We start from the raw sequence: 14,696 nt of genomic DNA on the forward strand, positions 1-14,696 counted from the left end.
CTGCTACAATCGCCAAAAACAAAAGGCATTGTGTGAAAAACATCATCTTGTGTGTGTTGCTAGCGTTCGGGATTTTGCGCGCGGATTCCTTTATACTAGAGCTTGGAGAGAGCTTTAGGGAGTCCTATAGGCAGGCAAAGATTCAGAGTAAGGGCAAGCCAAAGCTTGTGATCATTATGGACGATATCCAAAACCTCGCGCAATACAAAAGCCTGCTTAGGCTCAATCTCCCCATCACCCCTTCACTTTTCCCCAAAACCCCTCATAGCCCCGATACGCCTAAAATCGCCGCCAAGGCCAAAGACTATATGATACACCTGCCCCTAGAGGCACTAAACTTCTACCAAAAAGAGCTAGAGCCAATCGCGGTGGGCGTGAGCCGAGATGCGCTCCTAGCCTATATGCGCGCGCTCAAAAAAGACTTCCCCAATCTCAAATACCTAAACAACCACACCGGTAGCAAATTTACCACAAGCTATGAGGATATGCGCAACCTCCTAAGCGTGCTCGATGAGCTTGATTTGCGCTTTATTGATAGCGTTACTAATGCCGATATCGCAAGCCCCAAAATCGCCAAAGAGCAGGGCAGGCTCATTATGCAGCGCGATATATTCTTAGACACCATAGCCCAAAGCGAGCACACCGAGCGTCAAATCGAGCTCGCTATCCAAAAAGCCAAGGACAAGGGCTATGCCATAGCCATTTGCCATCCATTCCCAAGCACCCTGCAATCCCTGAAAAACGCCCGCGATAAGCTTTTACAAGAAGTCGAGCTCCTAAGCCCCGCGCAGTTAGAATCCTACCTCAACGCCCAGCACATCACCTCCTACCATCGCTCCAAATTCCACTTCGCCCAAAACCGCTAATGCTAGATTCACACTCCCACCAAGCCCCCACGCCAAAGCGTTTAGATTCACTCCCGCCTTCACTCCTAGCGTTGCCAAAGCCCCCAAAGGCGTTGTTTTACTGCGGGGATAGGAGCCTTTTGGACGCGCCTATCAAAATCGCCATCGTGGGCACGCGGCGTCCCAATCCCTACACCAAGCACTTTTGCGCCATCCTCGCTGCACAAATCGCCAAGGCTGGTGGCGTGGTAGTGAGTGGAGGCGCGCTAGGCGTGGATATCATCGCGCATTCTGCCGCACTGCCACGCACGATTATGTTCTCCCCTGCAAGCCTTGAGATTATCTACCCAAAGGCAAACAGAGCCATTATCCAAGCGATGATGCGCCAAAGCCTCGTGCTCAGCGAGTATGAGCGAGGCTATATGCCACAGGCGTATAGCTTTTTGGAGCGCAATCGCCTCGTGGTGGGGCTTAGCGACATTGTCATCATCCCCCAAGCCGATCTGCAGAGCGGCTCGATACACAGCGCGCGCCTCAGTAAGCAATCCCACAAGCCGCTTTTTGTGCTCCCTCATAGGATAAATGAGAGCCTAGGCACACAGAGCCTCCTAGCGCGCCAAGAGGCGGAGTGTATCTATGATATAGGGGCGTTTATCACACAGATTTTTGGCGCACAAGAAGAGCTAAGCGATGAGGTGCTAGAGTTTTGCAAGCTCGCTCCGCGCTATGAAGAGGCGGTGCAAAAATTTGGCGAGAAAATCTTCCAATACGAGCTAGAGGGGAAAATCGTGCGTGAAAATGGAGTGGTGCGCGTATGCTAGATTCACACCCCCGCGCAGAATCTAAAGGCAATATCCTCGCGTGCGATGTGGGGCTAAAGCGCATAGGGCTCGCCCAATGCCTTCAGGGCATCGTGCTGCCGCTTCCCGCGATTTTGCGCAAAAATCGCAAGCAAGCTAGCGATGAACTGCGCGCACTCCTTGCCCAAAGGGATATTAGCGTGCTTGTGGTGGGGCTGCCAAGCGGTGGGCAGGCGCACTATGAGGATACCATCGCGCGCATTAAGCACTTTGTGGGGCTTGTGGGATTTGGCGGGGAAGTTGTGTATGTCGATGAGGATTATACCTCGCAGGAGGCGTTAGAAAATCTCAACCATCTAGGACGACAATCGCGCGCGCTAGCCCAAAAGGACGGGCGGCTTGATAGTCTGAGTGCGTGCTATATTTTGGAGCGGTATTATTTGCGGAGTTTGTAAGATTCTAAAACTCGGCTTGTGCGCGCGGGAAAATGGCTCCTTGGGTAATCATTGCGTAGATTTGGCGAGTTTGGGGATAGTCACTACCCTCTAGGTAGCTCCCACCCCCAAACCCGCCAAAAACTCCACAAGCCCCACCGCAATGACTAATTTTGCTTGCAGTAGTAACACCATAGAATCCACGCCAAACCAAGTGTAAGATTCAAAGGCAGATTCACAATCTAAGGGAGTTTAGAATCTAGCTTTGGTAACTTAGATTCAAATTTAGAATCTAACCTCACAAGATTCAAAAACAAAAATAAAAAATCTAACGCACTACACAATCTAATCCCACAGATTCAAATCTAAGGAAACACAGAATCTCGTTTCAATGCCTTAGATTCAAATCCAAAATCTAGGGAAGATTCAGATTTTTATTTAGATTCTAAAGCCATTACACAATCAATAGATTTTAGAATCTAGATTGAGAGATTTAAACACAAAATCTCATCTCATAGAATCTAATCTTTTCTTAGATTCTGAATCTGCACGAGATTCTGTATTTTCTTGAATCTCCGCGCTTGGCTTGCCCGGGCATTCTAGGATTTTGGATGAGAAATCGTTGTTTTCAAGTGAGGCACGCCGGGAGCATACTTAGGCGTATGTGACCAAGCGCCTCACGCAGAATCAACGATTTATCGCCAAAAGATGAATGCCTTAAACACAGAATCTGGAATCACAAAAACCACTGCCAATACACAAGCCCAAAAATCGTAGTGAGCACAATCCCACACACACTCAGCACCGCGCCAAATTTAAACATCTCCTTAGTGCTGATATTGCCCTTGTTTGCGACGATGGCATTAGGCGGTGTGGAAAAGGGCAGCAGGAAGGAAAAGCCAATGCAAATCGTGGCGATAAGCATAATAAGGCTCTGATAGCTTGGCTCTAAAAACTCCTTCGTCGAGGTGTAAAGCACGGAGAGCAAAATCGCACTTAGTGCCGTGGAGCTCACAAACATCGTGAGAAAAAGCACAAACACGCACACACACAGCACAAAGAGCAGCAGTGGCAGGGTGCTAAAGTAGCTAAACACGGGGGCAAACGCCTCGCCTAGCTCGATCTTAGAAATCGCCATCGCCACGCAAAACCCCGCCCCAAAGAGAAAGATAATCTCATAAGGAATGGAGCGAGAATCCTCCCAAGTGAGAAAGCCCACTTTGGGGATAAACATCATAAGCCCAAAGCTTAGCAGGATAATGTTTTCATTTAGCCCAAGCCCGGGATAAATGGGCTTAATGGGCGAGTTTAGCAGTAGTAGCACAAGCAGCGCGGCGATATAGCCTAGGAGCTTTTTGTGCGCAAAGCTCATCGTGATGGATTCAAAGGAGCTGATGGGAATCTCCTCGCTATTATCTAGCCCATAGGAGAGGATAGCAATCATTGCATAGAGCATACTGAGGCTTAAGGGCAGCATAAGCATCATCCAGCCCACAAAGCTAATGCTCCCAAGCCCCGTAGTCTCTAGGAATCCTAAAAAGATGAGGTTTGGCGGGGTGCCTATGGGCGTAGTGATCCCGCTAATGCTCGCGCCAAATGCCACGGCGAGCAAAAAGCGCGTCTTTAGCACACAATCTTGCGTGATAGAGAGCGCGATAGGCACGAGCAGCAGAGCCACCGTGGAGTTTGAGAGCGCGCTCCCTAGCGCGACACTTGCCGCCCCAAATGCCGTAATAATGCCCTTTGGCGTTTTGGGGAAGCGCGATAGAAGGACTTTAGCGATGATTTTGTGCAGCCCGATTTTTTCTACCGCAGTGGCGAGCATAAAGCCCCCAAGGAAGAGGAAAATGATGGGGTTGGCGTAGTTACTCGTGGCAGATTTGACATCTAAGATTCCAAAGGCGGGGAAAAGCACGATAGGTAGGAGTGAAACCATTCCCAAAGGCAGCGCGCCATTTGTCCAAAGCACGATGAGAAAGGCGAGTATCCCTAAAAACGCGCTTACCTGAAAGCTCGCATCGTAGTAAAAAATGCTCAAACTCCACACGAGCGCGGACACGCTCGCTGCGATTATTAAGCCCACTAGCACTTCATCTTTGGTTTTTGTTTGCAGTTTTTTGCGCATTGTGCTTCTAAACAAGCGCGCTTTTGTTTTTAATGGCATAGGCACTCTTTCTTTGGATTGGATTTATGGATTCTACAATAATTAGCGGCATTATGGAATCTAAACAATCTAAATAACTAGACTTAGGCGATATGCTTGCATAAGCCACAGCGGCGAGGGGCTTTGCCCTAGCTTGGTTTATAGAAAAGGCGTTTGCCCAAGCGGCGTTCCTGACGCGGCGGCACTAAGAGATTCTATAAGCTTGCTAGAAAATGCCGTGTATGCTCGCGCAGCGGAGCGAGTGGGGATTTACTCCCCACGAGCGGTAACAAGTTTTTGCTAAAGCAAAAACTTGCATAAAATCATAACCTTAAAAAATTGCTAAGAATCTTTAGCCCCACTTCGTGGCTTTTCTCGGGGTGGGGCTGGATACCAAAGACATTGTCACACCCCACAATCGCGCTAAATGTGTAGCCATACTCGCAGGTTGCAAGCGTGTGCGCACAATCCCTGCTATGAAAGCTATGCACAAAGTAGAGATAAAACGCCTGTGGCAGCCCCGCAAAAAGCGCGCTTGCGCTGCCCTGCTCAGTAAGATGGCATTGATTCCACCCGATATGGGGGATTTTTAGCCCACTAAGCACACTGCGATCAAAAGATTCTATCCTGCCTTCCATCAGCCCAAGCCCCTCGTGCGTGCCAAACTCCTCGCTTTGGGCAAAAAGCAACTGCATACCAAGGCAGATCCCAAGCATATATTTGCCGCTTTTGGCAAATTCCTTGATGGCTTCACACATACCGCTTGTGCGCAAATGCTCCATCGCATCGCCAAAAGCCCCAACGCCGGGCAGGATAATCTTGTCGTAATGCGCGAGTTTGTGCGGATTAGATTCTATAATGATGGAGGTGTTTGGCAGCTCTTTACTCGCGTATGTGAGGGCGTTTGCTACGCTAGCGAGATTGCCGATGTTGTAGTTTAGGATCGCGACATTCATTGCCTTGCCTTGTGAAGTTTTAGAGCAATTGTAGGATTCCTAAAGAAACTGCGGCTTGCGCACAAGCCGAATTTCTTAGATTCTAGAATCTACAAAACCTGCTTTACTAAAACCTCTATCACTTGCTTAGAATCTGGCTCCACAAGACGCTCGCCGACTTCCTCGCCATTTTTGTAGCCTATCAGCGTGGGGATAGCACGCACGCCTAGCGTATCTTTGAGCGCGCCCTCTGAATCTATAGAGATGTGATAAAACTCCACTTTGCCATCGTATTCTTTAGCCAACATATCCAAAATCGGCTCTATCCTGCGACAATCTGGGCACCAAGAAGCCCCGAGTATCACGACACTAGAGCCATTTTTGATGTTTTCTAGGTATTGTTGGGTGTTGATATGGTGTAGCATTTGCTCTCCTTTGTTTTTAAGATGCACAAAGCCTATCTTTATAGACTAAACACTTAGTTAGCTTAGGCTAAATTCTAAAAGACAAAATCACAAAAAATGGGCTTTCTCAGCACTATGGGCTTTGGGATCGAGCGCGTCGCGCAGCCCCTCGCCGATAAACACGAGCACAGAGAGCAGCACCGAGATAATCACAAATGAACTAATGCCTAGATGGGGCGAAGTGAGGTTGTTTTTGCCCTGTGCGAGCAGCTCGCCTAGGCTCGCATCTTGCGTCCCAAAACCCAAAAAATCCAAACTCCCAAGCGTGATAATCCCACTCGCCATAATAAATGGCACATAGGTGATAGTCGCTACCATCGCGTTTGGCAAAATATGACGCGTGATGATATGCCAATCGCCAAAACCCATCGCCTTAGCGGCTCTGACAAACTCGAGATTGCGCACTTTGAGCACCTCTGCGCGCACTACGCTCGCAAGCCCAATCCACGAAAACGCAAGCACGACTGCCAAAATCCACCAAAAGCTCGGCATAATGGTGTTTGCCACGATGATAATCACAAAGAGCACAGGGATAGAATTCCATATCTCAATCAGCCGCTGCCCCAAAAGATCGATCCCCCCGCCATAATACCCTTGCCCTGCCCCCACGCTCACGCCTATGAGCAGCACACACACACTTAGCAAAAACCCAAAGGCTATGGAAGTGCGCAGCCCATAGAGCATTCTAGCGAGCACATCTCTGCCCTTATCATCTGTGCCTAGCCAATGCTTAGAATCTGGGGGCGTGGGCGAGGGTGCGTGTAAATCAAACAAAATGCTATCATCGCTATATGGCACGAGCGTGCGCAGGACAAAGCTATCCCTAAGCAATACCTCCCGCACATACGGATCTAAATAATCCGTAAAGCTCTCAAAATCCCCGCCAAAGGTAGTCTCTGGATAATCCACAAACACCGGAAAATACGCCCTGCCCTCGTGGTAGATAAAAAGCGGCTTTTGGTTAGCAATAAATGGCGCAAGGAGGCTCAAAGCCACCAAAATGCCAAAAATCCACGCGCTCACATACGCGCGCTTGTTTGCTCTAAATCGCCTCCACACTGCCCTAGATTCCATCGCTACGCCTTCTTATCAAAATGTATGCGCGGATCGATGAGCATATAGAGCACATCGCTCACAATCCCCACAATCAGTGCGAGAAAAGTAAAAATATACAAAGTGCCAAAAATCACGGGATAATCGCGATTAATCACGCTTTCATAGCCCAAAAGCCCAAGTCCATCGAGGCTAAAAATAATCTCTATGAGCAAACTCCCGCTAAAAAACATACCCACAAACACCGCTGGGAAGCCACTCACAATAAGCAGCATAGCATTGCGAAAAATATGCCCATAGAGGATTCTGCCCTCACTCGCGCCCTTGGCACGCGCGGTTTGGACATAGGTTTTGTGAATCTCTTCTAAAAAGCAGTTTTTAGTCAGCATCGTGAGCGTGGCAAAGCCCCCCATCGAGATACAAAACACCGGTAGCACCAAATGCCACAAATAGTCTTTGAGCTTATCAAATGGGCTAAGGGTTGAGAAATTTTCACTCACAAGCCCCCGAAGTGGGAAAATATCGAGATAGCTCCCTCCAGCAAAAAGCACGATGAGAAAAATCGCAAACAAAAACGAGGGAATGGCGTTTGCCACGATGATGACAAAACTACTTGCCACATCAAAGCCACTGCTATGCCGCCTCGCCTTGGCAATGCCTAGCGGAATGCTGATAAGATAAATGATAAGCGTGCTAAACACGCCTAGCGAAACGCTCACGGGCAATTTTTCTTTGATGATATCTAGCACCTTGCTCTGCCGATAAAAACTCTCGCCAAAATCAAAGCACAAATAATTTTTGAGCATCACAAAATACCGCTCTAGCAAGGGCTTGTCAAACCCATAGAGCTTGTTGATATGCGCGATGAGCTCCGGATCTAGCCCCGCTGCGCCTTTATAAAAGCTCTTTTGGGCTAGGGCAGATTCTGTGGGCTTGTCGAGATTTTCTAGCTGGGCTATGGTGCGCTCTATGGGACCTCCGGGCGCGATTTGGATAAGCAAAAAATTGAGCGTGAGTATGCCAAAAAGCGTGGGGATAAGGAGCAAAAGACGCTTAAAAATATAGCCTAACACTTGCTCTTCTTAGTCTTGCTCGATTTTTTCTTTGCATTTTAGGCATTCATAGATATGCTTTTTGCGTAGCTCGCGCTCACACATTGCTCCGCCGCATTTGGGGCATTTGCTAGCCACAAGCGGGTATTTGGAGAGGAAAGTGCATTTAGGATAATTCCCACACCCATAAAACGCCCCGCGCCTGCTAAATCGCTTGAGCATCTCGCCGCCACACTCTGGACAGGGGAGCTCTAGCTTTTCTTGGGGTTTATTTTTAAGCGATTTTGTGTTTTTGCACTCTGGATACCCGCTACAGGCGATAAACTCGCCATTTTTGCCAAATTTTTTCACCATCGGCTTGCCGCATTTCTCACACACCTCGCCGCTAAGCTCATCTTTAGCATTTTCATCGGGCTTGATGTATTTGCACTTAGGATACCCACTACACGCGATAAACTCGCCAAATTTGCCATTGCGTTTCACGAGCTCTTTGCCGCATTTGGGGCACATCTCCCCCGTGGGGATAGCGATTTTTTGACTCGTGATATTTTGCTTGCCCTCCTCGATTTTTTGCATAAATGGCTCATAAAACTCCCATAGCACCGCATTCCAATCCGCCTTTTGCTGCGCGATAGAATCTAGCTTATCCTCCAAAGACGCGCTAAAGGAGCTATCCACAATCTCCTTAAACCCCTCTTCGAGCATTTGCGTAACCTTAAAGGCATTTTCTTGCGGGATTAGGGTTTTTTTCTCATTTTTGAGATAGTCGCGGCTGCATAATAGCGCGATAGTGGGCGCATAAGTGCTCGGTCTGCCGATACCTAGAGATTCTAAGGTTTTGATAAGGCTCGCCTCGGAATAGCGCGCAGGCGGCTCTGTGTGCTTTTGGTGGCTTTGCAAATCCACTAAAGTAGCACCACTGCCCTCCTGCAATACAGGCAAGAGCGTATCGCTCTCCTCATAGCCTATGATTTTATAGAATCCATCAAAGATGAGCTTCCTGCCATTTGCCTTAAATTGGGCTTTGGTATCGCTAGATTCAAAAATGATGTTTTGGAGCTCAAACTCCGCGTCCGTGCTTTGCGAGGCTAAAAACCGCTCATAGATGAGCTTATAGAGCTTGTGCTCTTCTGGCTTGAGATATGCCTTAGCAATCTCTGGAGTGAAGTCGAGATTTGTCGGGCGGATGGCTTCGTGCGCCTCTTGGGCGGCTTTGGATTTGGCTGTATAGACTTTTGGCTTAGGCGGGACATATTCTTTGCCATAGACTTTGGCAAGGAGTGCCCTCGCCGCACTGCTGGCTTCTTTGGCGATATTGAGACTATCAGTCCTCATATAGGTGATAACCCCCATCACACCACTATGCGTCTGCACGCCCTCATAGAGCCTCTGGGCGATACTCATCGTGCGCGTGGGGCTAAGCCCTAGCCTTGTGGAGGCGCTTTGCTGGAGTGTGGAAGTCATAAAGGGCGGAGGGGTGCTCGTTTTTTTGCGCTTGGTGTTGATTTGGGCGATTGTGTAGGATTGGGTTTTTAGAAAATCTAGCATAGCACTCACTTCGTCTTTATCCTGCAGGCTAAGCTTTTGGAGTGCCTTGCCTCCATAGCTTATGAGTTCAGATTCTATCTCGCTGGAGCTAGAGACAAACTTCGCGCTGATGAGATAGTAGGTGATGCTCTCAAACGCTTGGATTTCGCGCTCCCTATCCACGACGATTTTTAGTGCCGCGCTCTGCACGCGCCCTGCGCTTAAGCCCCGCGCGATTTTAGAGGAGATGAGATTGCTTAGCTTAAAGCCCACGATTCTATCGAGCAAACGCCTTGCCTGCTGGGCATTGACTTTGTCCATATCGATGGTGCGCGGGGATTTGAGTGCGTTTTGTATGGCACTCTGAGTGATTTCGTGAAAGACGATGCGCGGGAAGTCCTCGCTAGGCAGCCCGAGTGTCTGGGTGATGTGATAGCCTATCGCCTCGCCCTCTCTGTCCTCATCGGTGGCGATGTAAGTGGTTTTGGCTTTTTTAGCAAGTTTTTGAATCTCTTCAACAATCTTTGCGTGGTCCTTATCCACCATATATTTGGGGATAAAATGCTTATCTTTTACCTCAATGCCAAGAGTGTATTTGGGGAGATCGCGGATATGCCCTTTTGAGGCTATCACCTCATAATCCTTGCCAAGAAAATTTTTGATAGTTCGCGCTTTTGCTGGGGATTCTACAATGATGAGATTTTTCATAATTACTGCACTTTCGTTGTCTAAAATAGGCTCTAGCAAGCCTTATAAGTGAGAATTCTAGCATAAACGCAAGAGAAAATAGGCATAAATTGTTGGAATATCTTTTGCTTTAATCGACAAAATCAAAAAAACTTTAGCAAAGGATGCCTAATGAGTTTTAGGATTAACACCAACATATCCGCACTAAACGCCCACACTATCGGGGTGGCAAACAACAGAAGTTTGCACAACTCGCTTGAAAAGCTAAGCTCTGGCTTGCGTCTAAACAAAGCCGCTGATGACGCCTCTGGTATGGCGATTGCCGATAGCTTGAGGAGTCAAAGCGAGGGGCTAGGACAGGCTGTGAGAAACGCAAATGATGCCATTGGTATCATTCAAGTGGCGGACAAGGCGATGGATGAGCAGCTAAAAATCCTAGATACGATCAAAACCAAAGCGATCCAAGCCGCGCAAGATGGGCAAACCACCGAGACGAGAAAGGCACTCCAAAGCGATATTTTGCGCCTATTAGAAGAGCTAGATAATATCGCCAACACCACAAGCTTTAATGGGCAGCAAATGCTCTCTGGCGCGTTTTCTAACAAAGAATTCCAAATCGGAGCGTATTCCAACACCACCATAAAAGCCTCCATCGGTCCCACAAGCTCGGATAAAATCGGGCATATTAGGATGGAGAGCTCATCATTCTCTGCTGTAGGTATGCTCGCCTCTGGTGCGGCGCGCAACCTCACTGAAGTGATGTTTAATGTCAAAGAAGTCGATGGCAAAAATAGCTTTGAGATAGAAACCGTCAAAATCTCTACTTCAGCAAATACTGGTATTGGCGTGCTCTCAGAGGTTATCAATAAGCATTCTGACAAGCTAGGCGTGCGCGCAGCGTGGAGCGTGATGGGGACAGGTAGCTCGCCCGTACTCTCTGGGACGGTGCGGGGCTTAATCATCAATGGCGTAACCATTGGGACGATTAATGATGTGCGCAAAAACGATGCCGATGGACGCCTCATAAATGCCATAAATTCAGTCAAAGAGCGCACAGGCACAGAGGCATTTATCGATATTACTGGTAGGCTAAACTTGCGCAGCACCGATGGGCGCGCTATCGCAGTGCAAACACAAAGTGCCACGGGCTTTGTGTTTGGTGGCGGGAATTTCGCAGGGATTAGCGGGACAGAGCACACTATCATCGGGCGATTGACACTTATCCGCACTGATGCGCGCGATATCATCATCAGCGGATACAACTTCAGCCACGTGGGATTCCACACTGCGCAAGGTATCGCAGAATACACGGTAAATCTCCGCTCACTACGCGGCGAGATGGACGCTAATATCGCTTCAGCCTCTGGAGCCAATGCCAATGTCGCCCAAGCCGAGCTCCACGCGGGCGGTATCGGTGCGGGGGTTACAAGCCTCAAAGGCGCGATGGTGGTAATGGATATGGCAGAATCTGCACGCATTCAGCTTGATAAATTGCGCGCTGATATGGGTGCAGCGCAGATTCAGCTCGTGGCGACTATCAACAATGTCTCCGTAACCCAAGTCAATGTCAAAAGCGCAGAATCCCAAATCCGCGATGTGGATTTTGCTTCAGAATCTGCGACTTTCTCCAAGCACAATGTCTTGGCTCAAAGCGGGAGTTTCGCACTCGCGCAAGCTAATGCCGTGCAGCAAAATGTCTTACGATTGCTCCAATAAGCGTTTTTGCGCGTAAAGCTCCTAGAGATGGGTGGCTATGCAGGATTTTTTTGCGCTTAACCTCAGCGCGCTTGCGGACACTTCGCCAAAACTCGCTAAAAGGCTTCAAGCCATCGTACCAAACACGCATTATGAAGTGTTTTTGGGCGATGATGTGCTCAATTTTAATATCATCGATACGCGCGATTGCACGCCGATTTTTGTGGATTCTCCCATTGCCCAGACTAATCAAAAAATCGTAGAATTTATGCCCTATGCGCAATATCCGTATTTGTATTGCTTCGGGCTTGGCAATGGGGTGTTTTATAAGGTGCTTTTGCAAAATGCGTTTCTTAAACGCGTAGTGGTGATCGAGCCCGAGCTTGAGATTCTCTTTGTCGTGCTGCATTTGCTAGATTTTTCCAAAGAGATTACAGAATCTAAAATCGTGTTTTTGGATTCACAAAGCACTTTCCAAGATGTGCTTTTGCTCTTCCTCCAAGACAAGCACACTAAAATCTACTCCAAACTTTATAATCTCCATATTTTTAACGCCTACTACGAGCGGTATGCCGCGCTTAGCATTGAGTTTAACCGCTATTTTATCAAAGCCTTAGAGCATTGTGTCATCAGCGTGGGCAATGATAGCAAAGACGCCATCACAGGTATCGCGCACCATATCGCCAACCTCCCCAAAATGCTGCGCTCCCCCTCGCTCATAGCACTCATTAGGGAGCTACGCGCCAAACGCGCACACAAGGGAGATACCGCTATCATCGTTGCTACCGGACCAAGCCTAAGCAAGCAGCTCCCGCTGCTAAAACAATACCAAGACTATCTCACGATTTTTTGTATCGATGCGTCCTTGCCAATCCTCGCTAGAGAGGGGATTAAGCCCGATGTGGTGTTTTCGCTTGAGCGCGTGGATCTCACGGCAAGATTCTATGAAGAGACGCCAAAAGAGGCGCGCAAAGATGTGATCTTTGCCATCACCACCATCGTGCATAAACGCCTATGGCGCGCACTGCAAGAGGATTGTGTGCAGTGGAGTATGCGCCCTTTTGGCTATACTTATTACTTCGGATTTAGCGAGTATGGCTATATCGGCGTGGGAATGAGCGCGGCAAATATGGCGTATGAAATGGTGGTGTATGCGAGGTTTTCACGCTGTATCCTCATCGGGCAGGATCTCGCATTTGCCAAAGACGGCAGCTCGCACGCCAAAAATGCCGTGTATGGCGAGCGGGAAATAACGCCCAAGCAAGATTCACAACGCGTCCTACTCCCCGCCTATGGCGGAGAAGGCATGGTGGAGAGCACAAGCGTGTGGAAGCTCTTTTTGGAATTTTATGAAGCCGATATCGCGCAGACTCCATACCCGCTAGAAGTCATCAACGCCACAGAGGGCGGCGCGAGGATACAAGGCAGCATAGAAATGCCCTTTATCAAAGCCCTAGAGGGCATAGAGATGAGGGGGAAAAAGCAGCCCCTAGCCCTCACGCCCCCACCCCTAGAGATGATAGAATCTAACATAGCCAAGGCGCGTGAAAAAACGCGGGAGTTTTTAGCCTATGCGCGGGAGAAAAAGGCGCGTATCGAAGAGGTGTTTTTGGAAGTGGCGGGGCTTATTGAGGATTTGGAGGCACACAAGAGCGATTTAGAAAACTTTGACTTTAGCAAAGTAAGCAGCGCGCTAGAGCATATAGAATCTATCAAGGAATTTTTTGCCGATGAAACTTTCACGACTTGCTTTAATGACGCCATTCAGTCCTACATCGTGCATCAGGAGATGGAAATCGCTAAAATCATCGTGCGCGTGGCACAAGATGAAATCGCGCTCAAAGCCAAACAAATCGATTTGCTCTATGCGCATAAATATTGGCTCTTTTCACTTGCTGGCGGGATAGACTGCGTGATAGAAGTCGCCCAAAAATCTTTTAGTGAGTGGGAGTGCGAGAGCCTTGCAGTGCCCTAGCAGGCATTTGCTAGATTCTAAATAAGGCGTTTGGGAAGTGTTTGTAAAAACTCCTCGAGGTTAAATTTGTCGCGGTGGTTTTGGGTAAAGATATGCACCATCACACTCCCCAAATCCGCGATGATCCAATCCTCGCTCTCCTCATCGGTGGCATAAAACTCCACGCCCTTAGCCTTAAGTGTGGTTTTGAGATGATCAAGCAGGGCAAAGGAATGCTTGCCCACCATTGCGGTAGCTATCACGACACAATCCACGAGATATTCCCTATCACTCACATCGATACACACGACATTTTCCGCCTTTTTGTCCTCTAGGATTGTCACCACTTCTTGTGCAAGGCTCTGCAAACACGCTCCTTATGATAGATTTTGCGCGCCATTATAGCAGGGTTTTTGTAAGAACTTTTTAAGTGTAGGGAGCAAAAAGGGCGGAATCTCGCTAAAATCCCCGCGTGAGAGCCGCTCCCTAATGCGTGTAGAAGAAATCGCGTGCGCAAAGGGGATAAAGCGCGCACGCAGACTTGCAATCCCAAAACCCTCTAACAGAGTCCTAAACTCCCCCTCGCTATGCCCTCCTCTATCAAACACAAACAAATGTAAAGCTCGCGCCAAAGAGGTAAAATCGCGCCACAGATGAAAACTCTCAAAATTATCCCACCCTAGCACAAAGCCTAGCCTTTGGCTGCTATAGTGAGAATCTACTCCACGCCCCGCCGCGCACTCCTGCCTCAATCGGGCTTGCAGATAGCGCACAGATTCTATGCTATAGGTGGGCTTGGCACGCGCGATCTCAAAATCACACACTTCAATGCGCGCCTTTGGGTAACACTCAGCGAGGTGGGCTGCAGTTAGCTCACACAGACTGAGCCGAGCCTGCGGGCTAAGGAGCGAGCGGGATTTGAAAGGCGAGCAAAATGTGGGTAAGATGATGAGATGCTCTATGCCCAACTCCCCAAGCACAGCGTGCATAATGCCCAAATGCCCATTATGCAGCGGATCAAAGCTCCCGCCAAAGAGAGCGATTTTTGGGAGCGTGTGGGGCGAGTATAGATTCTCACTCATCATTTCATCGCTTCTAGCTATCACG

General features: G+C 48.6%; 14 protein-coding genes. 6 read left to right on the forward strand and 8 right to left on the reverse strand.

Features of this window, described 5'->3' with window-relative positions; translation table 11 throughout:
• Positions 1–32: 32 nt before the first annotated feature.
• From ACH2BK_RS03065 to ruvX, 3 genes are read left to right on the forward strand one after another with little or no spacing between them, the layout of a single operon-like run.
• The gene (locus ACH2BK_RS03065; RefSeq protein WP_395002049.1) at positions 33–866 is read left to right on the forward strand and encodes a divergent polysaccharide deacetylase family protein; all 834 of its coding nucleotides are present in this window, start codon (positions 33–35) and stop codon (positions 864–866) included.
• Positions 866–1,666, forward strand: a complete 801-nt coding sequence (locus ACH2BK_RS03070; RefSeq protein WP_395002050.1) for a DNA-processing protein DprA — start codon at positions 866–868, stop codon at positions 1,664–1,666. The genes ACH2BK_RS03065 and ACH2BK_RS03070 overlap by 1 nt, the downstream gene beginning before the upstream one ends.
• Entirely contained in the window at positions 1,660–2,100 is a 441-nt protein-coding gene (gene ruvX / locus ACH2BK_RS03075; protein ID WP_395002051.1) for a Holliday junction resolvase RuvX, read from the forward strand. Before ACH2BK_RS03070 ends, ruvX begins: the two co-directional genes overlap by 7 nt.
• Before the next feature lie 715 nt (positions 2,101–2,815).
• On the opposite strand, the gene ACH2BK_RS03080 is transcribed toward ruvX, so the two are convergent.
• Complete coding sequence (locus ACH2BK_RS03080; RefSeq protein ID WP_395002052.1) at positions 2,816–4,243, reverse strand: SLC13 family permease; 1,428 nt, start codon at positions 4,241–4,243, stop codon at positions 2,816–2,818.
• Positions 4,244–4,376: 133 nt separating this feature from the next.
• Here ACH2BK_RS03080 and ACH2BK_RS03085 point away from each other — a divergent pair, with 133 nt between their 5' ends.
• Entirely contained in the window at positions 4,377–4,526 is a 150-nt protein-coding gene (locus ACH2BK_RS03085) for a hypothetical protein (protein WP_394997016.1), read from the forward strand.
• Between the two features lie 19 nt (positions 4,527–4,545).
• Here the strand turns inward: ACH2BK_RS03085 and hisH are convergent, their stop codons facing one another.
• The 5 genes from hisH to topA form a co-directional block, all read right to left on the reverse strand.
• Positions 4,546–5,178, reverse strand: a complete 633-nt coding sequence (gene hisH / locus ACH2BK_RS03090) for an imidazole glycerol phosphate synthase subunit HisH (RefSeq protein ID WP_395002053.1) — start codon at positions 5,176–5,178, stop codon at positions 4,546–4,548.
• Between the two features lie 89 nt (positions 5,179–5,267).
• Positions 5,268–5,582, reverse strand: coding sequence for a thioredoxin family protein (locus tag ACH2BK_RS03095; protein ID WP_394997014.1), 315 nt, complete (start codon positions 5,580–5,582; stop codon positions 5,268–5,270).
• Positions 5,583–5,669: 87 nt separating this feature from the next.
• Entirely contained in the window at positions 5,670–6,695 is a 1,026-nt protein-coding gene (locus tag ACH2BK_RS03100; RefSeq protein ID WP_394997012.1) for an ABC transporter permease, read from the reverse strand.
• Between the two features lie 2 nt (positions 6,696–6,697).
• Positions 6,698–7,747, reverse strand: a complete 1,050-nt coding sequence (locus tag ACH2BK_RS03105; RefSeq protein ID WP_395002054.1) for a microcin C ABC transporter permease YejB — start codon at positions 7,745–7,747, stop codon at positions 6,698–6,700.
• A 9-nt stretch (positions 7,748–7,756) separates the two neighbouring features.
• The gene (gene topA / locus ACH2BK_RS03110; protein WP_395002056.1) at positions 7,757–9,961 is read right to left on the reverse strand and encodes a type I DNA topoisomerase; all 2,205 of its coding nucleotides are present in this window, start codon (positions 9,959–9,961) and stop codon (positions 7,757–7,759) included.
• A gap of 150 nt (positions 9,962–10,111) precedes the next feature.
• Between topA and ACH2BK_RS03115 the strand changes: the two genes are divergently transcribed.
• On the forward strand, positions 10,112–11,656 hold the full coding sequence (locus ACH2BK_RS03115; RefSeq protein ID WP_394997007.1) for a flagellin B: 1,545 nt from the start codon (positions 10,112–10,114) through the stop codon (positions 11,654–11,656).
• A gap of 37 nt (positions 11,657–11,693) precedes the next feature.
• On the forward strand, positions 11,694–13,610 hold the full coding sequence (locus ACH2BK_RS03120; RefSeq protein WP_395002057.1) for a motility associated factor glycosyltransferase family protein: 1,917 nt from the start codon (positions 11,694–11,696) through the stop codon (positions 13,608–13,610).
• 17 nt (positions 13,611–13,627) lie between these two features.
• Here ACH2BK_RS03120 and rsfS read toward each other — a convergent pair whose 3' ends face one another.
• Entirely contained in the window at positions 13,628–13,957 is a 330-nt protein-coding gene (rsfS, locus tag ACH2BK_RS03125; RefSeq protein WP_395002058.1) for a ribosome silencing factor, read from the reverse strand.
• A 9-nt stretch (positions 13,958–13,966) separates the two neighbouring features.
• Positions 13,967–14,695, reverse strand: a complete 729-nt coding sequence (locus tag ACH2BK_RS03130) for a nicotinate-nicotinamide nucleotide adenylyltransferase (RefSeq protein ID WP_395002060.1) — start codon at positions 14,693–14,695, stop codon at positions 13,967–13,969.
• Position 14,696 lies beyond the last annotated feature (1 nt).

Source organism: uncultured Helicobacter sp. (assembly GCF_949282165.1).
Classification (GTDB): domain Bacteria; phylum Campylobacterota; class Campylobacteria; order Campylobacterales; family Helicobacteraceae; genus Helicobacter_F.

Bases quoted from the DNA above. Each gene is read 5' to 3' on its own strand.
- ACH2BK_RS03070 (WP_395002050.1), top strand. From the start codon at position 866: ATGCTAGATTCACACTCCCACCAAGCCCCCACGCCAAAGCGTTTAGAT.
- ruvX (WP_395002051.1), top strand. From the start codon at position 1,660: ATGCTAGATTCACACCCCCGCGCAGAATCTAAAGGCAATATCCTCGCG.
- ACH2BK_RS03080 (WP_395002052.1), bottom strand. From the start codon at position 4,243: ATGCCATTAAAAACAAAAGCGCGCTTGTTTAGAAGCACAATGCGCAAA.
- hisH (WP_395002053.1), bottom strand. From the start codon at position 5,178: ATGAATGTCGCGATCCTAAACTACAACATCGGCAATCTCGCTAGCGTA.
- ACH2BK_RS03095 (WP_394997014.1), bottom strand. From the start codon at position 5,582: ATGCTACACCATATCAACACCCAACAATACCTAGAAAACATCAAAAAT.
- ACH2BK_RS03100 (WP_394997012.1), bottom strand. From the start codon at position 6,695: ATGGAATCTAGGGCAGTGTGGAGGCGATTTAGAGCAAACAAGCGCGCG.
- topA (WP_395002056.1), bottom strand. From the start codon at position 9,961: ATGAAAAATCTCATCATTGTAGAATCCCCAGCAAAAGCGCGAACTATC.
- ACH2BK_RS03115 (WP_394997007.1), top strand. From the start codon at position 10,112: ATGAGTTTTAGGATTAACACCAACATATCCGCACTAAACGCCCACACT.
- ACH2BK_RS03120 (WP_395002057.1), top strand. From the start codon at position 11,694: ATGCAGGATTTTTTTGCGCTTAACCTCAGCGCGCTTGCGGACACTTCG.